24 protein-coding genes and 1 tRNA gene are annotated in these 24,416 nt (G+C 70.5%); 8 read left to right on the forward strand and 17 right to left on the reverse strand.

Annotated elements, in window-relative coordinates; all coding sequences use genetic code 11:
• Positions 1 to 92: 92 nt before the first annotated feature.
• Positions 93 to 166 (forward strand) — tRNA-Pro (locus OHA91_RS17760).
• Positions 167 to 304: 138 nt separating this feature from the next.
• Here OHA91_RS17760 and OHA91_RS17765 read toward each other — a convergent pair.
• The 12 genes from OHA91_RS17765 to OHA91_RS17820 form a co-directional block, all read right to left on the reverse strand.
• Positions 305 to 556, reverse strand: coding sequence for a hypothetical protein (locus tag OHA91_RS17765; protein WP_037631708.1), 252 nt, complete (start codon positions 554 to 556; stop codon positions 305 to 307).
• Positions 557 to 568: 12 nt separating this feature from the next.
• Positions 569 to 1,951, reverse strand: coding sequence for a WhiB family transcriptional regulator (locus tag OHA91_RS17770; protein WP_078959138.1), 1,383 nt, complete (start codon positions 1,949 to 1,951; stop codon positions 569 to 571).
• 115 nt (positions 1,952 to 2,066) lie between these two features.
• On the reverse strand, positions 2,067 to 2,684 hold the full coding sequence (locus OHA91_RS17775; protein WP_051892844.1) for a hypothetical protein: 618 nt from the start codon (positions 2,682 to 2,684) through the stop codon (positions 2,067 to 2,069).
• Positions 2,681 to 3,760, reverse strand: a complete 1,080-nt coding sequence (locus OHA91_RS17780; protein WP_328739604.1) for a hypothetical protein — start codon at positions 3,758 to 3,760, stop codon at positions 2,681 to 2,683. Before OHA91_RS17780 ends, OHA91_RS17775 begins: the two co-directional genes overlap by 4 nt.
• Positions 3,757 to 4,386, reverse strand: a complete 630-nt coding sequence (locus OHA91_RS17785; RefSeq protein WP_051892843.1) for a hypothetical protein — start codon at positions 4,384 to 4,386, stop codon at positions 3,757 to 3,759. The genes OHA91_RS17780 and OHA91_RS17785 overlap by 4 nt, the downstream gene beginning before the upstream one ends.
• 31 nt (positions 4,387 to 4,417) lie before the next feature.
• Positions 4,418 to 4,993, reverse strand: coding sequence for a hypothetical protein (locus tag OHA91_RS17790; RefSeq protein ID WP_051892841.1), 576 nt, complete (start codon positions 4,991 to 4,993; stop codon positions 4,418 to 4,420).
• Between the two features lie 12 nt (positions 4,994 to 5,005).
• Positions 5,006 to 7,204: a hypothetical protein gene (locus OHA91_RS17795; protein WP_328739605.1), complete on the reverse strand. Its 2,199-nt coding sequence runs from the start codon at positions 7,202 to 7,204 to the stop codon at positions 5,006 to 5,008.
• A gap of 161 nt (positions 7,205 to 7,365) precedes the next feature.
• A complete protein-coding gene (locus OHA91_RS17800; RefSeq protein ID WP_158714734.1) occupies positions 7,366 to 7,911 on the reverse strand; it encodes a hypothetical protein in 546 nt (181 codons plus the stop codon).
• Between the two features lie 50 nt (positions 7,912 to 7,961).
• Positions 7,962 to 10,949: an ATP-binding protein gene (locus OHA91_RS17805; protein WP_031147591.1), complete on the reverse strand. Its 2,988-nt coding sequence runs from the start codon at positions 10,947 to 10,949 to the stop codon at positions 7,962 to 7,964.
• 7 nt (positions 10,950 to 10,956) lie between these two features.
• On the reverse strand, positions 10,957 to 11,517 hold the full coding sequence (locus tag OHA91_RS17810) for a hypothetical protein (RefSeq protein WP_245240035.1): 561 nt from the start codon (positions 11,515 to 11,517) through the stop codon (positions 10,957 to 10,959).
• Between the two features lie 166 nt (positions 11,518 to 11,683).
• Entirely contained in the window at positions 11,684 to 11,944 is a 261-nt protein-coding gene (locus OHA91_RS17815) for a hypothetical protein (RefSeq protein ID WP_031147587.1), read from the reverse strand.
• A gap of 81 nt (positions 11,945 to 12,025) precedes the next feature.
• Positions 12,026 to 13,636, reverse strand: coding sequence for a conjugal transfer protein (locus OHA91_RS17820; protein WP_328739606.1), 1,611 nt, complete (start codon positions 13,634 to 13,636; stop codon positions 12,026 to 12,028).
• 271 nt (positions 13,637 to 13,907) lie between these two features.
• Here OHA91_RS17820 and OHA91_RS17825 point away from each other — a divergent pair, with 271 nt between their 5' ends.
• From OHA91_RS17825 to OHA91_RS17855, 7 genes are all read left to right on the forward strand, one after another.
• Positions 13,908 to 14,378, forward strand: coding sequence for a hypothetical protein (locus OHA91_RS17825; RefSeq protein WP_051892836.1), 471 nt, complete (start codon positions 13,908 to 13,910; stop codon positions 14,376 to 14,378).
• Positions 14,379 to 14,418: 40 nt separating this feature from the next.
• Positions 14,419 to 15,054, forward strand: a complete 636-nt coding sequence (locus OHA91_RS17830) for a hypothetical protein (RefSeq protein WP_051892834.1) — start codon at positions 14,419 to 14,421, stop codon at positions 15,052 to 15,054.
• Positions 15,051 to 16,211 (forward strand): hypothetical protein, encoded by a 1,161-nt coding sequence (locus OHA91_RS17835; RefSeq protein WP_328739607.1) that lies wholly within the window; start codon positions 15,051 to 15,053, stop codon positions 16,209 to 16,211. The genes OHA91_RS17830 and OHA91_RS17835 overlap by 4 nt, the downstream gene beginning before the upstream one ends.
• A complete protein-coding gene (locus tag OHA91_RS17840) occupies positions 16,208 to 16,597 on the forward strand; it encodes a DUF4913 domain-containing protein (protein ID WP_328739608.1) in 390 nt (129 codons plus the stop codon). Before OHA91_RS17835 ends, OHA91_RS17840 begins: the two co-directional genes overlap by 4 nt.
• A gap of 188 nt (positions 16,598 to 16,785) precedes the next feature.
• The gene (locus tag OHA91_RS17845) at positions 16,786 to 17,475 is read left to right on the forward strand and encodes a hypothetical protein (RefSeq protein WP_031147575.1); all 690 of its coding nucleotides are present in this window, start codon (positions 16,786 to 16,788) and stop codon (positions 17,473 to 17,475) included.
• A gap of 7 nt (positions 17,476 to 17,482) precedes the next feature.
• Positions 17,483 to 19,522: a peptidoglycan DD-metalloendopeptidase family protein gene (locus OHA91_RS17850; protein ID WP_266499006.1), complete on the forward strand. Its 2,040-nt coding sequence runs from the start codon at positions 17,483 to 17,485 to the stop codon at positions 19,520 to 19,522.
• A gap of 102 nt (positions 19,523 to 19,624) precedes the next feature.
• On the forward strand, positions 19,625 to 21,358 hold the full coding sequence (locus OHA91_RS17855; protein ID WP_328739609.1) for a type IV secretory system conjugative DNA transfer family protein: 1,734 nt from the start codon (positions 19,625 to 19,627) through the stop codon (positions 21,356 to 21,358).
• 75 nt (positions 21,359 to 21,433) lie between these two features.
• On the opposite strand, the gene OHA91_RS17860 is transcribed toward OHA91_RS17855, so the two are convergent.
• From OHA91_RS17860 to OHA91_RS17880, 5 genes are read right to left on the reverse strand one after another with little or no spacing between them, the layout of a single operon-like run.
• Positions 21,434 to 21,712: a hypothetical protein gene (locus OHA91_RS17860; protein WP_031147568.1), complete on the reverse strand. Its 279-nt coding sequence runs from the start codon at positions 21,710 to 21,712 to the stop codon at positions 21,434 to 21,436.
• Between the two features lie 48 nt (positions 21,713 to 21,760).
• The gene (locus OHA91_RS17865; protein ID WP_328739610.1) at positions 21,761 to 22,255 is read right to left on the reverse strand and encodes a DUF5956 family protein; all 495 of its coding nucleotides are present in this window, start codon (positions 22,253 to 22,255) and stop codon (positions 21,761 to 21,763) included.
• 58 nt (positions 22,256 to 22,313) lie between these two features.
• A complete protein-coding gene (locus OHA91_RS17870; RefSeq protein WP_031147564.1) occupies positions 22,314 to 22,898 on the reverse strand; it encodes an HD domain-containing protein in 585 nt (194 codons plus the stop codon).
• A gap of 6 nt (positions 22,899 to 22,904) precedes the next feature.
• Positions 22,905 to 24,206 carry a cytosine deaminase gene (gene codA / locus OHA91_RS17875; protein ID WP_328739611.1) on the reverse strand — a complete coding sequence of 434 codons (1,302 nt, stop codon included), beginning with the start codon at positions 24,204 to 24,206 and terminating at the stop codon, positions 22,905 to 22,907.
• Between the two features lie 39 nt (positions 24,207 to 24,245).
• Entirely contained in the window at positions 24,246 to 24,413 is a 168-nt protein-coding gene (locus OHA91_RS17880) for a hypothetical protein (RefSeq protein WP_158714733.1), read from the reverse strand.
• Positions 24,414 to 24,416 lie beyond the last annotated feature (3 nt).

Consider the following 24,416-nt stretch of genomic DNA (forward strand, 5'->3'; position numbering starts at 1 on the left):
CACCCGCTCCGCGAAAACCGGATTTCGTCTCCGGCGAGAGGTCCGCTAAAGTAATCGATGTCGCCAGGACAGCAACACTTCAGGGCGACGATCGGGGTGTAGCGCAGCTTGGCAGCGCGCTTCGTTCGGGACGAAGAGGTCGTGGGTTCAAATCCCGCCACCCCGACAGAGTAAGACCAGGTGAGAGCCGGTGCAGAGCAATCTGCACCGGCTCTTTCTGCGTTTGGGCGACTGACTGAGCCACTCGTCGCGGTGGCCCGGATCATGGGTGACGTGATCCGGGCCTTCGCCGAGCGCCTCTGGGTCAGCGGTCGGTGTCGGGCAGGGTCTCGGTGCTGCCGTCGGGGTGGATGAGGAGGCGGACCGCGCCGCCGTAGCGGTCATCGGTGATCACCGCGGGGGTCGGGAAGCCGAGCTGCTGGGCGCGCTGCTGGAGGATGCCGATGACGACGTCCTGGATGTTGCCGAAGGGCGGGGCCGTCACGGGGACCCCGTCGATCAGGCCGGCGTGGTAGGAGAAGACGCGGACTTCCGCGGCCGGAGAGGTGGGCTGCACGGCGACTGCCTTTCAGGAGTTCGGGACGGCTTCGCCGGTGGACGGCGGGTTCGCGATGTAGGTGCCGCGCGAGACCCGAAGCAATCGGCCCGACTTGACCATGGCGGACAGGGCGTTGCTGACCGACTTCCCCGCGTCCGCATACACACCCGGGGGCAGCGCCCCGACCACGTCGCGGCCGGTGAAGCGACCCGGGAAGGAGGACACTGCCGTCTCCACGGACCGGCGCAGGCTGGGGACGCTCCAGGAACCGGCCCCGCCCGCGACTGTGGCGGAGTGGTACGGGTGATCGTCGCGCCGGATGCCCGGGAGGCCCTCGCCGTGGCCCTGGCGCTGGGCGAGGGGCTGGTAGCGCTCCAGGTGGGAACCGAGCTCGCGCACCGCTTCCAGTACGGCCGAGAGCTGCCGGACGTGCGGGACGGCGGCCGGGTCCGCGGTGTCGGCGGCGGGGACGAGCACCGCCGTGATGGCCTCGACGCGCTGCAGCGAGGCCGCCAGGCGGCGCAGCAGGGGCTCGAAGATGTCCTGCTGCAGTGCGGCGACGGGGTCGCTGGTCGCGAGCTCGATGCTCACGGAACCGGTCAGGCCGCTGTCCGCGACCTCGTAGGCGGCCTCGTCACCGGCTGCCGTGCGCCAGGACTCCAGGCTCCGGCGGGTCTCGCCCACGGCTGCGAGGAGCTCGGGTTCCACTCCCGCGGACGGCGTGAGCGCGAGCATCCCCGCCAGCTGCTGGGCGACCTTGAGCATGAGGAGCGTGGCGCGCGCCAGCGGACCGAGCACGGTCTTCTGTATGGCCAGGGCCGGATCACCGAGCGAGTAGGTGATCCGTTCCCCCTGCAGGGCAGGAGCCGGCATTGTCGAAACCCTGTCTGTGTCGGCGCGCTGTCGTCGGTCTGTTCTGAAGTGCTGTGCCGGGCCCTGCCGCTGGGTGGGAACCGGCCCCCGGCCGACACCGAACGACCGGCGCGTCCGGTGCGTCTGGAGGGCGCTGAACGCGTCGAGCACGGCTGAGGCTCCGACCGCTTCGCCACGCCCGCCGGAGGCGGACTCGGCGTCGGCGTCCGACAGACGTCCCCGGCTGTCGCCGATGTGCAGCCACATGCGGATCCAGCGCCGGTCCTGCTCGGTGGTGGCGGCGGCGTAACCGCCCGGATCGGACCGGACGACGGCGTCCTGCAGGCATTCCGCCCTCAGCGGGCAGGAGAAGCAGAGCTCGCGGGCAGCATGGGTGAGGGCCTGGCTCCTGCGCGTGCGGAACGGCAGCTCCTGCACACCCGCGGGCGGACGCTCCAGGAGCGGCTCTTTGAAGATGTCGGGCCGTCGCTGGCAGGGCAGAGGTGTGGTGGTGGCCGGCAGCGTCGCCGCCGGCCGGGTTCTCGACGCAGTCCTCGCCATGAAACTAGCCCCCCGATGCTTCCTGTGACCGTAGGGGACTCTAGAACAGGCGAATTGGCAGCGGCAAAGCCGGACGGCACCTTGTTGATCATTTATTACACAAAGGTGGCCCACCTCACCGACCACCCCTATCAGCGGCTACCGCGACCCTGCGAACCTCAGGGCGCTTCACCCTGCGTTCGCTCTTCTTCACGGAGTGGAAAGTTCCGCTACCGACCGTCAGAACCCCCACGACGCCTAGGAATCCAAGGGGAACACCGAGGAACGGTGCCAGCATCCCCACCACGGACGCGCCGATGAGAGTGACGTCGGCCAGTACGACGGTGACTCCCCGGCGGCCCCGGGGCTGCCGCAGCATCCAGGCACCCAGCAGCGCCATGGCGCCGAGCGCCCAGTAGCCCAACACCGCCTGTCCGCTGAGGAGTCCGCCGGCGGTCCCCCGTGCGATGTCGCCCACGGCCGCCAGATAGCCGGTCATCGCGGCAGTGACGACGGTCGAGACCAGTGCGAGCAGCAACTGGCCGCGGCGGCGCAGCATCCAGAGGATCACGGCCAGGACCAGCAGCCCGCACACCGTGACGAACGCGGCCCTGCCGGCCGAGGCGAACGTGAAGAGGGTGTAGGCGCCGGCGATCCCGAGGACGATCCGGCGGAGCAGCCGCACGGCCCATGCGTCGTCGCGCTCCTGGCGGAGCAGCCGACGGAGGGATTCGGGGGAGGGGCGAGAGGTCATGCCGGACCGTCCATACCTGTTGCGAGGGGGCGGAGAGCGAGGGGCGGAGCTCCTGGGGAGCCGGCAACGGGGGTCGGCCCGGAACGCTCGGGCCGCGTGACGGTCTGCGGCTGCTGGAAACCCATCTGCCACAGCGGGGCGGCCGGGCCCTTCGGCGCGGCCTGCTGCTCGGCTGCCTTGACGGCCGGGGCCTGTGCCTGTGGCTGCGCCTGCGCCGGGCCCGGGGCCGGGGCGACGCCCTCCAGGAGGCTGTCGAGCTTCGCCTTGCGGGCCTCGGGGGTGTCGGCCGCGAAGCCCTGCGGGTCGATGTAGTGGGGGAGGTCCTTGTTGTCGAACTGCGCGACGGCCCGCACGGTGTTCGTACCGGCTTCCGTACGGGTGACCTCCGGCCAGGACCGGGGCGCCTCGTAGACGAAGTGGATGTTGTCCAGACCGACGTTCTCGTTCCCGCGGAGCGTGCCGAGTTCCTTCTGATACAGGACCGCCCGGGTGTTGCCGGTGTCCGCGAAGACGTTCACTCGGCCTTCGGCCAGCCCGCCGTACGTCGCGGAGATCTCGTCCCATTTGGCCTTGGCGTAGCCCGGGCCGAAGCCCGCGTCCGCACCACCGAGGGCCTCGATGACTTCCGGCTCCCACAGGAACATGTTGTCGAGTTCCCGGCCGCCCTGGATCGTCTCCAGGGTCTGCGCGCTGCCTGGGTTGGTCTTGTTCTGCTGGGCAGCCCACTCCTCCGCTATGAAGCGCTGGGACAGGAACGGGATACCGTCGTAGTTCTTCGGCGCGTCGGGGTGCTCGATGCCGTGGGACCAGAAGGCGCTGATCGGCTTCGCCCCGTCGGGCGGAGTGAGCTTCGCCTTGTCCTTGGCCAGGCTGTCGATGTAGCGCTTCTCCTTCGACTCCTGAAGTACTCCGCGTTCCGTCAGCTTGTCCTTCAGGCCTGCCGCTTCGGCGGCAGCCGAAATGCGCGCCACCACGGAGTCCGGGTCGGCTTTGGCATCCAGGGCTGCCTTGTGCCGGGCGTTCGCCCGGGCGACGGCGCCTTCCTCTATGTGCTTCGGTATCGGTTCAGGACTCACCGCCGGCCGGTCTCCAACGGACGGGGATAGACACGGAAGGTCATGTTGACCACTCCGACACGAGATCCGTCAGCGGTACCCGTGGCGGGGCTGATGGTCAGGCTGGCGAGTGCGCCACTCGGAGCGGCAATCTCCCAGTAGGCGATGCGATAGGGGCGCTTCTGCTTGAGCCGGGTCTCGGCCTTGGGCACGACGAACTCGCCGAGCTCATCGGGAAAGGCCGCCGAGTCCCAGGCGCCGTCCCAGGCCGGTGCGCCGAGCACCGATGACACGGCGTCGCGGTAGAGGGGCCACACCCGATCAGCCTCGGCCAGAACACGGGGATTCCCTGCCGGGCCACCTACCGCCGTCTCGCCCCACACCCAGTACGAGAGACTCTGCACGGGTGCCCAGCTGCCACCGATCGCGTTCAGCGTCATCACGCCCCCGGTGGACGTGTCCACGTTGAGGACGTGCTCGAACTGGGTCGGCGTCCAGCCGAACTGGGCGCACCACTCGTCCAGGTCCTGGCTGGCCAGGGGCGGGCCGTTCCAGACGGTCTCCCAGTGGACGTCGGTCAGTCCGCGCAGCTCGGTGACGAGTTCCTGCGGGGTGCGGTCCACCGGCGGTTCGAAGGGCGTGCTCATGTCGTGGTCTCTCTTTCTCACGTCTCGTACGTCACAGCAGCCAACCCGGGCCGGCATCCGGGTTCGGGTCGGCCGGCCCGTGGAAGGCGAGAGAGATCGTCCCACCCCCCGCGTACCCGCCGGCCCGGTGGTCCAGATCGAGAACGATCACCGGGGCGAGCGGATTGGCGTACTTCCACTGGGCCATCCGGTACGGGGCGCTGCTCTCCAGCGCCCGCTCCTCGGCGTCGCCCCATCGGCCCGGGGCCCCCAACGCGGCCGTCATCCGGGCGAGGTGGGCCGCGTAGCGGTCGAGGGCGACCGCCAGGACGGCCTCGCCTTCGGACTCCTCGGCCGCAGTGGCCTTCCAGACGGTGTACGACGCCCGGGTCACGGGCCGGCCGGGGCCGGGCGCAGAGGCCAGGTGCAGGCGGCCGCCCTGCGGCGTACGCACCCACAGGCCCGACTGGAGCCACAGCGGCTCCCAGCCGAAGGCCGCGCACCACTCGGCGCGCTCGGCCTCACCGTCGGGTATCCCGGGCCAGACGGTGCGCCAGTCCACGCGCAGGAGCCCACTCAGTTCGGCGGCGAGCTCCTGCGGCGGGTGGTCGGCGATGACACTTGCCATGATCAGACCTTCCTAGCGGGACACCCTGCCGTCGCCCTCTCGTGGCGCGGGCGCCGGAGACGGGTTCGGCGGTGTCGGCGCGCTGCGGAGGTCGGGCGCCGACGGCCGCGGCTGCTGCCGTGCGGGGGCGGGCTCCGGGGCGTTCACCCGGCCGGCGGAGGGCCGAGGACCCTGCTGCGGGGCGACGACAGGAGCCGGGGGCGTCGAGGTCCCCGGGCTGACGCGGCCGCTCTGGCGCGCCGGTTCGGCCGCCGGCTCCCCGCCCGCCGCGGACGGCTGCGCCCGCCGGTCGAGCACGTTCTGGTACGCGTCCTTCTGGACCTCGTTGGCCTCGTACGCACGCCTGCGCTGGTCGCGCCGGGAGTTGCGGGCGGGGAGCTTGCCCTCCTTCTGCCACCGGCTGTCGTTCTTCTTGTTGTCGTAGGCCCGTGCGGCAGCCAGCGCTCCCTTTCCGGTGAGCTTCCCCGACGACTTCACCGCGCCCCCGGCCAGCTTCGCCGTTCCGGTCGCGGTCCTTCCGGCGACCCGGCCCGTCTTCTTCGCGACGCCGGCTGCGGCACCGGTGCCGTACTGGGCCAGCTTGCCGCCCACGGTGTTCGCCATGTCCCCCACGCCCAGCGCGTCCTGCGCTCCGGCGATCTGCGGGCTGAAGTTCCCCGCGAGCAGCTTCTTCAGCATCATCACGACGGCGACCGTGACCAGGAGCAGCATCAGAAGCTGCATACCGAGGGAGATCTTGGCGGGCAGGATCATCTGGTACAGCATCAGGAGCACGGTCAGGATGACGCCGAAACCCGCCCGCAGGACGAAGCTGTGGATGAACGTCTGCAGCCAGCCCTTGAGCAGCTTCTGCTGGGACGGATGGATGCCCAGCGTGGCGATCAACGGCAGCATGATGATCATGATGAGGGTGACCGCGTGCCAGAGCAGGGTCAGCGCGCTGAGCACGATCACCATGACGCCGACGATCAGCGCGGCCACGAGCGAGTAGAAGGCGAGCCCGATCCGATTGCCTGCGCCGTGCCCGGCCCATTCGCCGAACGCGACGGGATAGACCCGCTTCTTGGGGTCTTCGTCCTCCTGGTTGGAGCCCTTGCCGCCGGCCATGTCCTGCCGGATGCCGTACCAGTCCTCCTTGTACTTGCTCTTCTCGGTCACCTCGCCGTTGAAGGCGTCCTTGTTCGTCATGGACTGGCTGACCAGCTGCCGAACACGCAGGTCTTCGCAGCGCGCCCCCGTGCCGTAGTCGCACGTTTCAGAGGGTTCGGCCGGAAGGCAGGTTCCCTTGTCCACCTTGCCTCCGCCATTACGCTTGAAGATGCAGCTCGTGCCGCCTTCTCCGAACTGGCCCAGCGCCCAGGGCCGGAACGCGAGCGTGTCGTACATGGCACAGCTCGACACGCGCAAACCGCGGTTGGGAGCGTTCTTGGGCAGATCGCAGGGCACCTGCACCTCATCCGCCATGCCGCCGAGCACCGCTTCGCTCAGATAGCTGTTGGCACTGGCGATACCCGAGTCCGCCTCGTTGATGACCGCCTTGAAGTTCCCGCCCGTCAAGAGGGCCACGACGGCGATCGTGGTCAGGGCGGCCCAGCTGACGCCGGACCAGGCTTCGCGCATGTCGCCCTTGCGCCACTTCGTGAAGACCCAGATGCCGGTGAGGGTGATCATGACAGGGACGGCGGGGATGAAGACCTTGGTCTGCAGGGTCTCCACAACGCTGTCGCGACCTGTGTACAGCCCGCTCAAAGGGCTCGGGTTGGAGGCGAACTCCTTGATGGATATGGAGATGCGCGTCAAGATCTTCGTGCCGTCGAAGACCATGTTGGCGATGCCGTTGTTGACATAGTCCATGATCTCGCAGTTGTCGGCGCCACTGAAGTCCGCGGAGCTGTCGGTCTGGGAGGCGTCGCCGATGTCCCGCTGCGTACCGGACCAGTTCAGGCCTCGCATGGCGGCCAGCTCGTACATGGTGTACTCGGCGCCAGCCTGGGGCATGTTCACCGCCCCGGTGATCATCCCGGTGGTGTCGTTGAGGTTCTTGGCGCGCTGGGCCTCGTTCTCCCACTGGTTGACGGCGGGGAAGATGGACTCGCCGTTGGCGCCCGGTTGGTCCAGTTCGTAGGAGTCGTCGCCGGTGAAGCTGCAGGAGAAGTCCGCGGACGCCGTGCCGGGAGTCGCCAGGGTCAGCGCGATCAGCGCGAGGATCACGAACGCCCCGGCCCTGGCCGCCCTCCCTGCGCCCCTCACCCGGTCGAGGAGCGACGGGCTGCCGACTGCGGCTCCACGTGGCTTGGCGCTACGGCGCACGAACATTGGCATCCTTCTGGGGTCTCCGCAGGGACGGGGCGCGGGCGGGAACGGCCTGCGGCCTAGGAGGGGAGGTAGTCGGTCACGAAGCAGCCCTTGACCAGCTCTTCGCTGATCTTGTAGCCGCTCGGGATCTCAGCCTTGAACTTGGGGTCACAGACCATCAATGCAAGGCCGGCCGACTTCATCTTCCGAGCCGCGTCATCGTTGCCGGGGTCGACTGCGAAGTTCTGCCCGACGAAGTAGGACGTGTCGAAGTCCGGGTCGGCCTCCAGGGCCTTCTTGTTCGCTTCCTGGAACTTCTTCATGTCGGACAGGAGCATCAAGGTGGTGTACTCGTCCCTGCCTGCCTTGCAGGTCGCCGTCTCCTTGACGGCGAACGCCGAAGGGTCCTTCAGGCGCTCCTTGGTCTTCGAACCGATGCGCGGCTCGAGTTCACGGCACGTGGGGGCGTTCTTGTTGAGCAGCTGCTCGACAGCAGCCATGGTGTCCGCCTTCGGCAGGCCGAAGGCGGCCAGCGGACCGCTGTCCCCCTCGCCACCGCAACCGGTCAGTGCTGTCAGCGCGACGGCCGCGGTCATTGCAGCAAGGGTTTTGGGCAGGCGCATGGTGTCTCCTTGGGTAACGCGTTCGGATGGGTCGTGGTGCGAGGGCACCGCTATCGAGCGGGCTCGGCCTCGGTCGGCCGGTCCTCGCGGGCGGCTTCCTGCATGAAGGTCCAGTCCCACACGCTGAGCGGCGGGTCCGTGGCCTGGCGGCCCGGACGGGTGGTGCCGTTGGTGTCCGTGGCGGCGAGGATCTCCTGGAAAACGAGGTCCACCGCGACCGTCCCGACCCGCTTGTCGACGTCCCGCTGCAGGCAGACACCCGTTCGCAGCTCCTGAAGGGAGTTGGACACCTTGGTGTCGCTCTCGGGCCGGCCGAGCAGCGGCGCCACCAGTGAGGCCTCCTGGGCGGACTTCTGCTTGAACGCGAAGACGGTGTGGATCTGGTTGGCACCGCCGCTGCGCGCCTCGGAGTCCTCGATCTGCACGAGGTCGATGGCCTGCTGGGTGATCAGGACGATCACCGCCAGGTACGACCGGCCCTGCTTGAGCGCGCGCCGCATCAGGTCGCGGCCGCTCTCGGTCGCGGTGACGACGTACGCCTCGTCGACGAACAGCGCCTTGGGCCGCAGCCCGACCTCGCCCGTCACGGGGTTCTTCTCGTAGCCGACGTCGAGCATCTGGCTGCCCAGTTCCACGACCGCCATGAGGGCGGTGGCGGCCAGCCGCTCGGCCGGGTTCCAGCTGCGCGGGTCGGAGGAGGCCGGCGTCTGGAAACCGCGCAGGGTGATGACCGTGCGGCGCTTGCGCATGGCGGACAGGGTCTGCGGGTTCTCGGAGAAGGCGAGTCGTGCGTACGGCAGGGTGCGCAGCTCGGTGAGCAGCATCTGGGCGAGCTTGAGGTCCTTGACGGCCTCGCGGTCTCCGGAGGCCACCGCTTCGTCGTACGCCCGGATGACCTCGTCGACCACCTGCCACAGCGTCGGCCTGGGCACCTGGCGCTCGGCGTCGCGGGCGCTCAGGCCCTGCTCGGTGGCCTGCCTGATCGCGGAGTTGTACCAGCCGACCACGGTGGCCATCGCCTCGATGACGGGAAGGCGGACCCGCTGGTAGTCCTCGTCCCCGAGGAAGCCCCTCAGCATGGTCTCGGCGAGCAGGCGGCCGGAGGGCACGTCGCGGGCGACCACCCAGGGGTCGAGCACGCCGGCCTGGCCCTTGAGGAGGTCGACGACCTCGGTCTCGGCCCAGAACTCCGGGTTGACCGGCTGGAAGCGGCTCTGCGGGGTCCCGAGGAGGCCCGCCTCGGCATCGAGGGGGAACTCGGGATCGTTCACCTGGGACCCGAAGGCCAGGTAGTAGCAGAGCTGGGCGAAGTCGGTCTTGGGGTCGATGACGAGGCAGCGCACGCCCGACTCCGACTCCTCGTAGAACTTCTGCAGGGCCAGCGAGGACTTGCCACCGCCCGATGCGCCGACGATGGCGACGCCACCGCCGTCGTTGCGCGCGGGGCCCACGTGCAGGGAGTAGTGGACCGGGGTCTTGCCCGCCCAGCCGACGAGGTTGCCGACCCAGCCGAGCTGCTTGCCGGAGCGGCGCTCGGGGTTGTCGCCGAGCTCGGTGCCCGCGGTGGGCAGCCCGGCGCCGAGCTGCTCGACCTCCTGCAGGCGCAGGTACGGCGCGATGGGCAGCTTGGGCGCGTCGCCCGGCAGCTGGGACTGCAGCAGTCGCCACTGCTGGCGGCTCGGGCGCAGCAGGGTGACCTTCAGATCCTGCTTGAACTGCATCTCCAGGACGCGGCGGCGGCGCTCCAGCTCGGCGAGGTCGGGGGCCGAGACGGTGAAGCGGATCTGCGCCTCCATGCCCGGCATCTTGTGCTCCTCCACGTCGTCGAGGAGGTTCTGGGCACGGGTGACCTGCGCGGCGAGCTGGGTGCCGGGGGCGCGTCCGGAGTTGGCCATGTCGTTCATCTCGTCGACGAGGTTGCCGCTGATCTTCTTCGCCCGGTCCTGGAACTTCAGGTACGGGATGAGGGAGAAGCGCATGTCGATCTCCACGGGGAAGTCGACGTGCTGCGCCGCGTAGCGCGCCCACGCGGTGGACTGCCGGAAGCGGGTCTCGGTGGGCCAGCTCGCGGCGACGAGCGTCGTCGTGTAGCTGGTGTGCCGCTCGCCGGTCATCTCGTCGTACTGGTGCAGCACGATGTGCGTCTTGTGGTTCTCGCCGGAGAAGTCGACCACCAGGTCGAACTGGTCGGGCCCCCAGGAACGGCTGCCGAGCACCGGCTCGGCGGGAATCGGCAGGTCGCCGTGGAGCGGCTTGCGGATCAGCCAGACCAGTTCCTCGCGGCTCAGCGGAGTGCCGCCGAGGCCGTCGAGGCTCTCGTGGACCTCGCGTGCGACCTGGGTCCACCGGGCCAGGAGCTCCGGGGACAGGAACTCGTCGTGCACGCCCGTGGCACCGGCCGCCGCCGTGTCGGCGACACCGCGTACCGATTGGGTCAGACCGGCGTCCTCGACCGGGTCGTCACCGCCGGGGAGCACGCCGCTCTCGCCGCCTGACTTCCGCTTCATCGACCCGAGCTTGACGAGCAGGATGTTGCGTTCGCGCAGCGCGCCGATGCGCTCCTGGTACTCGGCCTTGCGGAAGTTGTACGCCTTGTAGTTCTCCGTCGGGTCCCAGGCCACTGCGTTGAGCTGCTCGGCCCAGTCCTGGGCGGTGATCGGCCGGTACACCTTGCGGTAGTGGCACTCGACGTTGCGGTCACCGCGGGCGAGGTTCAGCAGCGCGCGGGCCGGGGCCTCGGCCATGGCCTGGAGCTCGACGGCGTTGAGGTACTCGTCGATGGCCGTGGGCAGGGCGATGCCCGTCCAGACGGAGTCCCCGTGGACGAAGATCAGGTCGTCGGCGTACCGGTAGGGCAGCCGCATCTCCTCGCGCCGCTTGGCCGGCGCCTGGCTCCGTGAGGAGCCGCCGTTCCTGGAGCCGCCGTTCTGCGAACCGGCGTTCTTGGCACCGGCGTTCTTCTTGGAGGAAGTGGACGCGAGGAGCATGGCGACGAGGAAGAAGGCGACCGCCCCGCCAAAAATGATCAGCATGAACATGGACGAGTCATCCTGCAGTCTCGGAGTGTGCGGTCTCGGCGGGTGCGTTCGGTGAGGACGCGGTCGGAGACGGGGACGGGGCGGAGGCGGCGTACGAGGAGCCGTCCCGGGCCGCCGTCGCGCGTGCCGCGTCGTAGCGCTTGTGCCAGCGGCGCGCCTGCGGCTGCCAGAGGATGACCTGCCAGTGCAGCTCCTCCGGTTCGCGGTCCGCGGCCAGGCCCTGGAGGCGTTTGGGCTGCACCCAGTAGTCGGCCCACACCACCACCTGCTGGCTGAGGGTGAGGGCCGAGGGCAGCGGTCGGCCCCAGACGAAGTAGACGCCGACCGGCGGCCCGAGGTACAGGACCGACGTGATGAGCGACAGGCCCAGGAAGGGCACGAAGGCCGACACCGAGAGCAAGACCACGATCCACAGCACGCCGAAGGCGAAGGCGGCACCCAGGGCGGGCAGGAGCAGACCGGGCAGCGGAATGTTGCCCCAGTTCCAGATGCGCTTGGGACGGTTCAGCAGGTCCGTGTGGTCGTAAGCGACCATGGGCGCCGGTGCGTCCGGCGCTTCCTGTGTCATCAGTCGGTCCCCCTCTCTGGCCTGGTTGCGTGCCGCTGGTCGCGGGCGTGGTCGCGGGCGCGGGCGCGGGCGTGGTCGTGGGCGCGGGCGTGGTCGTGGGCGCGGGCGTGGGCGGCGCGTCCACGGTGGCGGGCCACGTCCCTTGCGGCGCGGCCCGGACCCGGGATCAGCCCTTGCCGCCGATCTGCTCGCCGAGGCTGATGAGCATTCCGGCGAGGCCGGCGGCGCCACCGATGATGAAGGCGGCCAGCGCGATCATGCCGAAGCCCTGGAAGGCCTCGCGCATGCCTTCGCCGCGCTTCATCGACAGCAGCATCCGGATGCCGAGGATGAGGAGGGCGCAGGAGGCGATCGTGATGCCCAGGCCGCCCAGGATGTCCTGGATCTTGCCGAACATGCTGTCGAGGGTCGTTGCTGCCAGGATCACGCGGTGTCCTTCGTTGTGAGGGGTACGGATGGGTGTTGCGTCGTGCGGGGCGGCCGGTACGCCGCCTCACGCGATGCCTTCTCAGTGGGCCGGCGCGGAAGCAGCCGGCTTGGGCGATGTGGGGAGGCCGGGCGAGGCCCCGCCCGAGGGGGCGGACGGGGCGGCCGGAGCGGGCGGGGCGCTCGCTCCGGAGGCCGGGGCGGCGGTCGGGGAGGCCGTGCTCGGCGTGTCCGCCCGTCCACCCGTCGGGTCCATGACACCGCCGTGGATGTCCTTGATGAACCAGCCCTGCGCCGTGTTCACCACGGTGACCCGGTACGAGCGCTTCAGGGCCACTTCCGCCTTCGCGTCATCGGCACCTCCACCGCCCCAGACGACCGTCACCCGTGCCGGGACCGCCTGGCCCTGGGTGTATGTGGGCTTCTTGCCGACCTCGGTGCCCTCGGGGGCCAGTGCCTGGACCTCTTGGACCACCGGCGCGGTCAGCGCGCCGGCCAGGCCCGAGACCGCCGCCGGCGTGGCGTCGGGGGTGGTGAAGCGGGTCAGGGCGGTGGTGTCGGACGCGGCCCACGCCTTGAAGTAGCCGGCCAGGACCTGCTCCCTGAGCTGGGCGGACAGTTCCTGGTCGACGACCTCTTCCGACTTCTCCAACGCGGGCGCGGTGTCGCGGATCGGCAGCGGCATCTCGCCGACGTTGCCGACGACCCGCAGGCCCGATGCTCCCGCGAGGTCCTTGACGTACACCGGCACGGAGAGGGTGGTGGTGCGGCCGCCCGTGTAGGTGACCTGGATGTTGAGGTACCGGCCGTTCTTCCCGTACTCGGGGAGCTCTTCGACGGTCCCGTCCCAGTTCGCCTGCTTGACCTGCTGCTTGCCCTTGCCGTTCCAGCCGCAGTCGCGGTCGACGCCCGCCGAGATGTAGCGGGAGAGGGATTCGCGGCGCTTGTCGGTGTTCTCCGGCGCGTACGTCATGCAGAGGGACGCGTACTCCTCGGCGAACACCGCCGCCGACTGCACCGGGAAGTCGGTGAGGCGGTAGCGGTCCAGGTCCTTGCCGTCCAGGGCTGCGGGCTTCACGGAGACGGAGGACCGGCCGATGACCAGGCCCGTGACACCGCAGGACCCCAGCGCGAAGACGCAGGTGGTGATCAACAGGGTCGCGCGCAGGACGACGTGCGTGCTCCGGCCGTTCGAGGGGAGCCGGCCTCCGGGGCGCGGCACGTCGAACCGGGCGTCCGGCCCCTTGACGCCGCTCCGCGCGGGCGCGGGGGCGCCCTCGGCGGCGGACGGGTCCGCACCGGCGGTGGGCGCGGTGGCCTCGGCGGATGCGGTGGTCGCGGCGGATGTCGTGGAGGCGGAAACCTTTCCGCCGCCCTTGCGGCTCGCGCGCGCGGCCTGCTTGCTCTCGTACTCGGCCTTGCGGGCCGCCCGCTTGCGTTCGTACTCGGCCTTGCGCTCGGCCTTCGCCTGCTCCCGCTTGTCCTTCTTCGACTCGGCGGCAGGCCGGTCCGCGCGCGGCGGAAGGCTCGGTACGGCCACCTGGCCCGGCGGAACGTTGGACTGCGGGGCCACCCGCACCCAGGCCGCGGCCACTTGGCTGCGGGCCGCCTCCGCGGAGAGCTGGGGCGGGGCGGGCTGCTGGGAAGGCCATCCCTCGCCGGCCCCGTCAGCAGAACTGCTGTGGTCCGTCATCGACTCGGTTCTCCCCCCGCGTGTGATCCCCGTCCGCCGGTCGGGCGTGCGGCGGGCCTGGTGAGACCAGGTGCGGTCGGCAGTGTGGCAAATCGAGTCGATGTTCCCCTTCCGCTTTTCCTCACGGGGAGAAGTGAGGAAAAAATAAGGAATCCCTGTGGGAAAGCCGGGGGCCGACGACGAGGCGAACCGGCCTGCGGCTCCGTCACAATGCCGGGTTGTGCCCGGGTTGCGGGTACGGAGACGTCCCCGACCCCCCGAAGGACGAGAGTTGAGCGAGCTGAAGGTCCACCCGTGGCAGGACGCGGGCACCGCCGCCGAGTCCAGCGAAGCGCCGGTCGAGGACGCCGAGCACGCCTGGATCGCCGGCTACGAGCCGGGCAACCCCTGGCAGGCGAAGCTCTGCCTGCGCACCGCGCACGGCACGGTCGCGTATCCCCTCACGCCGCACACCATGCCCGACCTGCTGGAGGGCCTGGTGGTCGTCGCCCAGGAGCAGCAGGGGGTGACGGGTGCGGACGCCCTGTACGACACCGACACCGACGCCGACGCCGACGGGGCCGAGGACGACGCACGGCCTGACGGACCGACAGAGACCGCGACCCTGCACAACGGCCGCGCGGCGCGACTGACCGGCTGGGCCGTGGTCCACGAACTGTGGGAGCGGGAGGACCCGAAGGCCCGCCTCGTCATGGGCGCTATCGTCCTGGCCGTGTTCGCGTTCGGGATCTTGCTTTCCTGACGGGATACGGTCAAACGCACCACGGACGAAGGAGCCACACATGCTGACGGAAACGACCGGCCGGACACCCCAGGACCTTGCCGCCGAACTGACAGGCCTCAAGGCGGTCGACGACTGGCCCTCGGTGTGGTCGGGCCCGCCGCAGAGCGGATCGGCAGAGTTCGACACGTGGTGCGGGCGGTACGGCTGGGAGCCGCTGACCTCCGATCGGCAGCTGCGCGTCCGGACGCGCAGCGGCGGAAAGTGGACGTTCTACGACCAGGCGGGCGGCCTGTGGAGCCCACTGGCGCGCCTCGTCCACTACACGTGGCAGCTGAAGGCTGGGACAGCGGCGGAGAACAGTGCGGTTTTCGACACCGCAGCTGCGACGTGGCCGGAGTTCCTCGGTGCGGCCGTTGCGGTGCTCGGCGCTCCCACCTGGACCGGATCCTGGGACTCCGTCGATTTCCCCGAGCCGCCCCACCCGTCGTACTGGTCCGACCAGGGTGAGCGGATGCTCAACCGTGAGCCCTATCGCTTCGCCTACTGGGCGCCGGAGGCGGGTGTTCCAGGACTGCCGTTCATCACGCTGACCCAGTCGGTCACGTTTCCCACGTGGACCGCCGACAGTGCGGGTGGCTCGGCCGTCTCGCTCGAAATCCATCCCCCCGCTGAGTACGCGAAGGCCCGCCAGTGACAGAAGCCCCCCGGTTCACGCAGGCCGAGATCGACCGTGCCATCGCCCTCGAGGATGCGCACAAGGACGGCCGCCCGCTCCCCCCGGAACGGGTCAAGCAGGCCGTGGACCGCCTGTACGGCGAATGGATCGCGGCGGGTGGCGAAAAGAAGTTCGCCGACGTGCTGGAATTCGCCACCCACGTCGCGAAGACCGAATCGCCCACTGCCGAGCACCGGGGAGAGACCCGCGCGCTCTGGTCCTTCAAATCCCAGCCGGAGGGTGCCCCGCGCGAGGTGGGGCACCGGTTCCTCGCCCAGGCGTGCGGTGAAAGCCGTGGCTACCAGGTGTTGGAGGACTCTCCGGTGGGCCGGCGGCTGGACTCGTACGAGCTGTGGGACGGCAATGTGCAATCGGCCCTCATCAAGCGGTTCGGTCTTGACGAGGGCTACGTCCAAGAGAGCCCGGCGGATATCTGGGACGCCGCTTCCGAGTCCTATGCCAAAGCGGCCACCGGGGAGGTCGAGATCTTCGCTGCGGACATCGGCGCCGGTTCGGTACTGGGGCGAATGGAGATGCCCCGGGTCCTCGGACCCGAGGGCGTGGGCAAGGAGGCAGTGCGCTTCCCGGTCGAGTTCCCCCACCACGCCCACCTGCCGCAGGACATGTACGCCTTTCTGTCCGACGACTCCGTCCGCTGTCAGCTACGGCTCGAGGACTACAAGAAGGAGACGACGACCCCCGAGCAGTTCGCCGCCAAGCTCGCCGCCATCGATGTCCCCGAGTACCTGAAACAGGCGCACACCGCAGCGGTCGCGAGGCTGAGTGCGGCCACGAGCTACGAGGAGCTGACCGCGCCCGCGGCGGAGCCCACGGAGTCCGAGATCACCCGACCTGAGCCGGCTCAGTCCGAACCGGCCAAGGCCGAGCCCCAACAGCCCGGCCCGAAGCAGCCCAAGGTGCAGGAGGCTGGGCCCTCGCAGCCAGAGCCCTCGCAGCCTGCGCCGACGCAGCCCGAGCCCAAGCAGCCCCCGCTGGGGCAGTCCTTCCTGCACGGTGGGGCCGTTCCCAGCCGTGTGGTCGTGCCGCCGCGCCCCCGCCCCGGCGTGGCCGGCACGCACGGAACGATCAACCCGGTGATCGAGGCCGCCCCCAAGTCCCAAGGGGTCGAGCAGTGACCGGTCGCGAAGAGGTTCCGCCCCCCGGCGAGGAGGTCGAGCTCTACTTCTCGGACGTCTTCGCCTTCGTCAAGGAGTTCCTCGCCCCGACGGTGCGCCGCCGGCTGAACGGGTCCTCCGCCACCTGGTGCCCCCGCTGGTGGGAGCACCCCGAGGCCGGCGCGCGGCTGTCCGCGCTGTGGCTGGCCTGGGAGCAGCTGCGCCTGGAACCCACGCTCGGCCTGTCGACGTGGTGGCTGCACCACGCCGATCCGCACCTGCGCGTGCTGATGGACACCGACCTGGGCCCGTTCGCGGCCTGTTCACCCAAGGAGGGCGGGCACACCGCGTACCCCTTCGACACGCTCCCGCTGGAGGAGTACGACCCCGAGGCCCAGCCCCTGTAAGAGCCCGGTGAGGGCGCACGCGGCATTCCTGACGGCGTTTCCCCTCTCCAACTCCCGCACGCACCTGGCGTTTTCCTCACCCCTCCCCGCCCCTTTCCTCGTCATTCCCCGCGAGGAAAGCGCACGTCCGGCCGCCCGTCCCGCCACCTACCGTGTCTCGGCGACCTGACTGAGGGAGGGCCGGGACGGTGGATTCTCCTGCCGAAAACAAGCGAAGTGCGGTACTGGCGCTGGCACTACTGGGTGCCCTGCTGGTCGGTAGCCTGGTCGTGCTCGTCGTCTTCGACGGCGAGGACGGCGCCGAGGCCGATGCCAAGCCCGGGGCGACCACGGCCACACGAGGCGCGGGTACGGGCAAGGGGACGGGCGCGGGTTCCGGCGCCGGGGCTGCCGCGCCGCAGTCCGGGGCGGCCTCCGGGGTGCCCCCCATCGTTCAGCCCGACGACCTGGGCGAGGCCCACCGTGCGATGGCCGACTACATGGCGGGCCTGAACACCTTCAAGTACAGCGACGACACCGCCTCTTGGGCGCCCCGCCTGCTGGCCCTCACCGAGGGCGGCGAGCGGATGAAGAAGCTGACCGTACTGCCGACCGGCAAGGCCTGGGCCGTGTGCCAGCAGTCCAAGTGCTCCTCCGCGGGGCAGGCCTTCGTACGCCGGGACGCGCTGATCGCCGACGAACTCACGCGCGGCAGCGGTCAGACGATCTCGAGCGTGGTGGAAGTGACCGCGACCCGCTCGAACGACGGCACCAAGGCCGAGACCGAGACCAACACCTGGCTGGTGAGCGCGCGCAAGAGCGGCGGCAAGTGGCAGGTGAACGGCTTCGACATATACGGCCTGGGCAACGTGGGCGCGCCCGAGCCCCAGGGAGGGTGAGGCACCCGTGGTGGCTCCTGCCGTACTGGCGGCCGCGTCGAAGGCCGCCAAGGTGGCGAAGGCCGCCAAGAGCGCGGCCCAGGTCGCCTCGGGGCAAGGCGGCGGAGGCGGAAAGAAGAAGAACAACCGCAAATGGCTGCTGCTGGTCGCCGGCGCCGGCGCGATGCCGGCCCTCGGCATCCTGCTCGTCATCGTCATCCTGGTCAGCGCCCTCGTCGGCGGCCTGGGCGGGGGTGCCGCCCAGGCCGCCTGCGGCAACTACGGGGAGAACGCGGCGGCGGGCAACACCGGTGACAAGGCGGCGACGAACCCGATCATGCCCGCCGGCAAGATGTACATGCCGAGCGACACCGCCCGCGACGAGATACCTCCGAAGATGATCCTCGCCTCGATGCGCGCAGCCGCACGCTACGACGGCCTCGACTGGACGATCATCGCCGGGCAGATGTACCAGGAGACCAAGTACGGCCAGGACAAGTCCGCGGCCTCCGGCGGCGACAACGGCATGGGCTACAAGGGCCTGCTCCAGTTCGGTGATGACGCCTGGCACGACTACGGCGACGACGGCAACGGCGACCGCCAGAAGGACCGCTACAACATCGACGACGCGGCCTTCGGCGCGGCCAACTTCATCCACGCGCTGAAGGTGGAGACCAACGCCTGGGACGCGCTGCTCACCTACTCCGGCTCGAACAAGAGCAACACCGTCTACCCCCGCGTGGTCCTCACCCAGGCCGCCCGTTACCGCGGCACCCTCACCGGCGACAAGGACCTGATCAACCGCTGGTACGCACACCTGAAGGCCACCGTCGAGCAGAACCCAGGCTTCCCCGTCCTCGGAAAGGACGCGGACATCCCCGAGCCGGTCAACAACAACGCCCAGCCGAGCGAGGCTCTGAGCATCCGCTCCTCCGGCCCCCGCAGCTGGTCCACCCCGCCCCTCGGCGGCGGCGGACAGGGCACGACGGCGGCCATGGCACCGGTCGCGTTCTCCCGCCCGCTCGCGGCCCCGTTCCGTCCGGACGATCCGCCGGCGACGACCGACGGCAAGAACTGGCAGTGGCCGCTCAAGGAGGGCACGTACAAGGTCGGCACCAAGTACCACGCGGAGGGTCCGCACTGGAGCCTCGGCTACCACACCGGGCTCGACCTGGAATCGCCCGTCAGCACCCCGATCTACGCCCCGGCCGACGGCAAGGTCGTCAAGCTCGGCAGCGGCGGGGCGTACGGCAACGAGACACGCCTGGAGCACGCGGGCGGCATCATCACCCTGTACGCCCACCAGAGCACGGTCTCGGTGAAGATGGGCGACACCGTCAAGCGCGGCGACCAGATCGGCGCGGTCGGGCTCACCGGTAACACCACGGGCGCCCACCTCCACTGGGAGGTGCTGATGCCAGGTGTCGACGACCCCTTCCGCAGCGGCCAGGACAACGGCCCCGGTCAGATCGACCCCCAGGCATGGCTGGCCGGCAAGATCACGGCGAGCCCGGACTACGGCGGCGTGCCCGGCGGCGACGGCAAGGGCAAGGGCAAGGACGCCGACTACCGCGACTGTGCCAAGAACGGCAAGGGCACCGCCGTCCCGCCGGACGGCCTCGGCTCGACCGGGCCCATCCCCGACGTCGACGACCAGGTGGTGCGGGCGGCACTCGGCTGGGCGCAGCGCGGCATCGGCAAGCCCTACGTCTGGGCGGCCGGCCGTCTGCAGGGCGACAACCCCACGTCCTTCGACTGCTCCAGCTTCACGCAGTGGATCTACTACCAAGCCAGCGACGGAAAGATCAACATCGGCTACACCACCTACGACCAACAGCCCAACCTCAAGCCCTACAAGGTCGACCTGAGCCAGACCAAGCCGGGCGACGTGATCTTCTTCCAGCCCAGCTCGGCGGGTTCCGAACACGTCGGCATCGTCTGGGACCCGGCCAAGCACACGATCCTCCACGCCCCGAGGCCGGGCAAGAACGTCGAATTCAGCAACTGGGAGTGGCAGGGGCAGATCACGGGCGTCTACCGGGTGCCGACCGGAGGGACGTTCCCCTGACGGGACGTTCCCCCAACCCGGCGGGCAGGCCCCGCGCCCGAAACCACCAGAAAAGGAAATGCCGGTGTCCGCCACAGGACCGGCGGAAGGAACGCCCTGACGATGGCCACCGAACCACAGAAGAAGCCGCGCGCCGAAGACGACTGGACGGTGGAGATCGTCCTGCTCGTGGTCGGCGCCCTGGCCCTCCTGTCCGCCGCCTGGCTCGCCGCCCGCCTCGGCGCGTCGTTCGTCGGCGAGCCGGATCCGCCCGGCAACCCCGTGTCCTTCGCCGTGGCCCTGGCCACGGGCGACTACGCGTGGCCGGGCGGCGCGGCCAACGCCATCGCGGCCGCCGAGGCCCTGCTGGTCGCCGGGCTGGTCACCGCCGGCTACCGGATACGGCAGCGGCTGCGAGACAAACCGGACGTGGACCGCGCCGCCCGACACATGGTGGACGGCGCGGACCTCGGCAAGCTCACCATGAAGGGGGCGGCCGCCACCGCAGAGCGCCTCGGCGTACAGGCCCAGGTGCCCGGTGTGTTCATCGGCCGGTCGGTGAAGGGCAGGCAGCCGCTGTTCGGCTCCTTCGAGGACATGCACGTCGACATCTGGGGTCCCCGTACCGGCAAGACGACCCGGCGCGCCATCCCGGCGATCCTGAACGCCCCCGGGGCGGTGCTCGTCACCTCCAACAAGCGGGACATCGTCGACGGCACGCGCGGGCCGCGCCAGGCCCGCGGGCAGGTGTGGGTCTTCGACCCGCAGCAGGTGGCCCAGGAGCCGCCGACCTGGTGGTGGAACCCCCTCTCGTACGTCACCGACGTGGCCAAGGCCCGCAAACTGGCCGACCACTTCGCCTCGGGCTCGCGCGACGCCGATGCCTCCACCGACGCGTTCTTCGACCCTGCGGGCCAGGACCTCCTCGCCAACCTGCTGCTCGCGGCGGCGACCGCCAAGGCGTCCATCACCCAGATCTACACCTGGCTGTCCAACCCGAAGGACGACACCCCCGAGCGCATCCTGCGCAGCGCCGGGCACGTCATGCCCGCCGACTCCCTGGCGGGCGTGATCACGGCTCCCGACAAACAGCGCAGCGGCATCTACGGCGTCGCCCAGCAGATGGCGTCCTGCCTGATCAACCCCGAGGTCAACAAGTGGGTGACCCCGATGGGTCCGACCGACCGCCCCGAGTTCGATCCCCGCGAGTTCGTCCGCACCTGCTCGACCCTCTACTCGCTCTCCCGCGAGGGCAGTGATTCCGCGGGCCCGCTGGTGACGGCGCTGACCGTGGCCGTCGTCGAGGCTGCCGAGGAGTACGCCACCACCCAGCGGGGCGGCCGGCTGTCGCTCCCCATGGTCGGGGTCCTGGACGAGGCGGCGAACGTCTGCCGCTGGCGTGCCCTGCCCGACCTCTACTCGCACTACGGATCGCGCGGCATCGTCCTGATGACGATCCTCCAGTCCTGGGCCCAGGGCGTCGAGGTGTGGGGCGACCGGGGCATGGAGAAGCTCTGGTCCGCCGCGAACATCCGGGTCTACGGTGGCGGCGTCTCCGACACCCGCTTCCTCGGCGACCTCTCGGAGCTGGCGGGCGAGTACGAGCTCCGCGAGTACTCCGCGACGCAGGAGGCCGAGTTCGGCGGCTGGTCCGGAAACCGGACGGTGAACGAGTCGGTCCGCCGCGAACGCGTGCTCCAGGTCTCCGACCTGGGCTCGATGCCCCCGGGCCGTGCCCTCGTCCTGGCCTCGGGCACCAAACCGGTCCTGGTGGAGACGATCCCCTGGTGGGAGGGCCCGTACGCCCGCGAGGTCAAGGCCTCCCTGTCCAAGTACGACCCCGGAGCCGCCCGCTGAAGTCGCTCCGGTACCGGCTCCGGCAGGCGACCTCCGAGAAACGGATCAGGGCCTTCCTGCGCTTTCCGGGGCTCGTCAGAAGGGGCGGGGCGACATGATGTGGGGCTCTATGGCCGGGGCCTCGAAGACGCAGCGGGGGATGCCCGGGCCGGGGGTGGCGCGGACGGAGACCTTCGTCGGGGGGTCCGTCGGGAGCTCGACACGGACGGTCACGGGGTGGTCGTGGTGGGTCGTCGCGTGGCCCGTCTCCTTGCCGTCGACCAGGACCTCGACGACCGCGGTGCGGCCGGTCTGGACCGTGGCACTGACCGAGTGGCCCGCGTGGTCGATGTGGAAGTGATGCCGCCGCCTCATGAGACCGCCTCCCGCCGCTGCCCCCACGTCCAGGGTAGCCAACACCCCCTAGAAGCTCTCGTGGAGTGCGGCCAGTTCCGTGCGGGCCAGGGACGGGAGGTCCGGGGAGGGGGCTGCCGCGGCGAGGGCGTCGAGGTGGTCGAGGACCGCGGCGACGGTGGTGAAGGGGCCGACCGGGCGGAGCAGCCAGAGGCGGCCCCGGGGGCGTGGCGGGAGGCCGAGGGCGGCGAGGGCCGCGTCGGCCTCCCGGTCGAGTTCGCGCAGGTCGGGATCGGGGAGCGGGGCGCACTCCACGCCGGTGATGTGGCCGTGGCCGTCGAGTTCGGTGTCCACGGCCCAGTGGGTGGAGCGGTCGGGGATCCAGGTGCGGGCCGCGGGGGGCCAGACGTACGGGAGGAAGACCCAGCGCAGGTCCTCGGGGGCCAGCTCCCAGCCGAGCACCTCCAGCTCCCGCATCTCCGGCAGCTGGTCCGCCTCCAGCTCGCTGCGGCCGGTGCGGCGCTGTGCGAGCGGGTGCGGTGTTCCGTCCTCGTCCCACGACATGCGGGCACGCTATCCGAAGCGGTGACGGATCCTCGTGACCTGCGCCGCGGGAGACCCGTCACGCGTCCAGGGGGTTGGCCGCGATGCGGGCGGCCGCGCCGCTCGCGACGTAGGCGGCGGCCGCGCAGGCGGGCTTGCGCTCCGCCTGGTCCTCGACGAGGGCGGTGAAGACGGGGCCGAAGCCGGCGCGCGGGTGGGCGGCGAGGAGGCCTGCCGTGAAGGACGGGTCGAACTCGGCGAGGCGCAGGCCGGAGACGTCGGCGCTGGTGCCCACCTGCAGGAGGTGGCTCTCGGCGTCCTCGGCCGCGCCCACGTCGTCCCGCATGTGCAGGACGATGATCTCCTCGGCGCGGGCCCGGCGGTCCGCCGGCCAGCCCAGGCCCGCCGTCAGGACGCGGGCCACGTGGCCGCCCGCCTCCTCGAAGGGCAGGGTGTGGCTGTCGAACGGCGCGGTCAGGCCCAGGTCGTGCAGGAGGGCCGCCACGTAGAAGAGCTCCCGGTCGTACTCCAGGCCGTGGTCCTGCGCGTACCGCGCGCCGAAGGCGTAGGAGCGCACGGAGTGGTTCAGGAGCGCCGTGTCCGCGTACTCCGACGCGATCTCCAGGGCGGCCCGGGCTGAGTTGGTGTCAAGCGTCCACGTCATGGCACGTCAGCGTAGGCGGCGGGTGAAGTCGACGTCCGACGGGGGCTCGCCGGGCCACGCCAGCCGGGTCGGGGCGGGCGGGGTCTCGGCGAGGACGGAGCCGCGCGAGACCACGTACCGCGGGCGCACCTGGCGGCGGATCGCCTCCTCGGGCGAGGGCGCGGGCAGGAGGACGAAGGAGGCGGGGGCGCCGGCGGTGATGCCGTACTCGTCGGCACCGAGGCCGAGGACGCGCGCCGCACGGTCCGTCACCATCGAGAAGGCCACCGGGATGTCGTCGGCGCCGGTGAGCTGGGCGGCGTACAGGCCGACGAGGGCGGTCTGGAGCGGGTTGGCGGTGCCGAGGGCGTTCCAGGGGTCCATCACGTCGTCATGGCCGAAGGCCACGTTGACCCCGGCCGCCAGCATCTCCCGGACCTGGGTGAGGCCGCGCCGCTTGGGGTAGGCGTCGAAGCGGCCCTGGAGGTTGAGGTTGGCGAAGGGGTTGGCGACCAGGTTGATGCCCGAACGGGACAGCAGCCGCTGGAGTTTGAAGCTGTAGGCGCCGTTGTAGGAGCCCATGGCCGTCGTGTGGGAGGCGGTGGCCCGCTCGCGCAGGCCCGAGCGCAGGGCGAGGGTGGCCAGCACCTCCACGAAGCGGGACTGCTCGTCGTCGATCTCGTCGCAGTGGGCGTCCACCCGAAGGCCGTGCTCCTCCGCCAGCGCGAAGGCGGTCCGCAGCGAGGCGACGCCGTCCTCGCGGGTGTCCTCGAAGTGCGGGATCGCGCCGACGACGTCCGCCCCGCGGGCGACGGCCTCGCGCAGCAGCGCCTCGCCGTCGGGGAAGGAGACGATGCCCTCCTGCGGGAAGGCGACGATCTGCAGGTCCACGACGTCCCGCACCCGGTCGCGCACCTCCGCCAGCGCGTCGAGCGCGGTGAGGGACGGGTCGGTGACGTCGCAGTGCGTACGGACGTGCAGCACGCCGTGGGCGGCCTGCCAGCGCAGCACCTCGGTGGCCCGCTCGATCACGTCCTCGCGGGTCAGGGTGCGCTTGCGCTCGCTCCAGCAGGCGATGCCCTCCCACAGGGTGCCGGAGGCGTTGGGCCGCGGCTCGCCGGCGGTCAGCGCCGTGTCGAGGTGGATGTGCGGTTCGACGAAGGTTGCGGTGAGCAGGCCGCCGTGCGCCTCGATGAGGATGCCGGTGGCCGGCGGTTCCTTCTGGTCGTCGTAGGGGACGACCCGCGCGATGCGGCCGTCCTCCCCGACCTCGACGTCGGACAGGCCTGATGTGTGGAGCAGCCGGGCGCCCCGGACGATCATCCGCATGGCGCCAGCGTACGGAGGAAGGCGGTCGGCCGCGCTGGTTCAGCCGCGCTTGGCCTGGGCCTTCTGCTGCATGCCGCGCGTCTTCGCCGCCGTGGAGTGCGGGTCCTTGACCGCGGCCTTCGCACGGGCCTCGGCGGCCGTGTTCTTCGCCATCGCGCGTTCGGAGTCCTGGTGCATGTGGTGGCCGGTGCGGGCCTTCTTGGCCATGAT

It is taken from the genome of Streptomyces erythrochromogenes (assembly GCF_036170895.1).
In the GTDB taxonomy this organism is placed as follows: Bacteria; Actinomycetota; Actinomycetes; order Streptomycetales; family Streptomycetaceae; genus Streptomyces; species Streptomyces erythrochromogenes.

What these genes read in the sequence shown, in the direction of transcription:
- OHA91_RS17770 (WP_078959138.1), bottom strand. Translation starts at nt 1,951, where the DNA reads ATGGCGAGGACTGCGTCGAGAACCCGGCCGGCGGCGACGCTGCCGGCC.
- OHA91_RS17775 (WP_051892844.1), bottom strand. Translation starts at nt 2,684, where the DNA reads ATGACCTCTCGCCCCTCCCCCGAATCCCTCCGTCGGCTGCTCCGCCAG.
- OHA91_RS17785 (WP_051892843.1), bottom strand. Translation starts at nt 4,386, where the DNA reads ATGAGCACGCCCTTCGAACCGCCGGTGGACCGCACCCCGCAGGAACTC.
- OHA91_RS17790 (WP_051892841.1), bottom strand. Translation starts at nt 4,993, where the DNA reads ATGGCAAGTGTCATCGCCGACCACCCGCCGCAGGAGCTCGCCGCCGAA.
- OHA91_RS17800 (WP_158714734.1), bottom strand. Translation starts at nt 7,911, where the DNA reads ATGCGCCTGCCCAAAACCCTTGCTGCAATGACCGCGGCCGTCGCGCTG.
- OHA91_RS17805 (WP_031147591.1), bottom strand. Translation starts at nt 10,949, where the DNA reads ATGTTCATGCTGATCATTTTTGGCGGGGCGGTCGCCTTCTTCCTCGTC.
- OHA91_RS17810 (WP_245240035.1), bottom strand. Translation starts at nt 11,517, where the DNA reads ATGACACAGGAAGCGCCGGACGCACCGGCGCCCATGGTCGCTTACGAC.
- OHA91_RS17820 (WP_328739606.1), bottom strand. Translation starts at nt 13,636, where the DNA reads ATGACGGACCACAGCAGTTCTGCTGACGGGGCCGGCGAGGGATGGCCT.
- OHA91_RS17830 (WP_051892834.1), top strand. Translation starts at nt 14,419, where the DNA reads ATGCTGACGGAAACGACCGGCCGGACACCCCAGGACCTTGCCGCCGAA.
- OHA91_RS17855 (WP_328739609.1), top strand. Translation starts at nt 19,625, where the DNA reads ATGGCCACCGAACCACAGAAGAAGCCGCGCGCCGAAGACGACTGGACG.
- OHA91_RS17860 (WP_031147568.1), bottom strand. Translation starts at nt 21,712, where the DNA reads ATGAGGCGGCGGCATCACTTCCACATCGACCACGCGGGCCACTCGGTC.
- OHA91_RS17865 (WP_328739610.1), bottom strand. Translation starts at nt 22,255, where the DNA reads ATGTCGTGGGACGAGGACGGAACACCGCACCCGCTCGCACAGCGCCGC.
- OHA91_RS17870 (WP_031147564.1), bottom strand. Translation starts at nt 22,898, where the DNA reads ATGACGTGGACGCTTGACACCAACTCAGCCCGGGCCGCCCTGGAGATC.
- codA (WP_328739611.1), bottom strand. Translation starts at nt 24,206, where the DNA reads ATGCGGATGATCGTCCGGGGCGCCCGGCTGCTCCACACATCAGGCCTG.
- OHA91_RS17880 (WP_158714733.1), bottom strand. Translation starts at nt 24,413, where the DNA reads ATGGCCAAGAAGGCCCGCACCGGCCACCACATGCACCAGGACTCCGAA.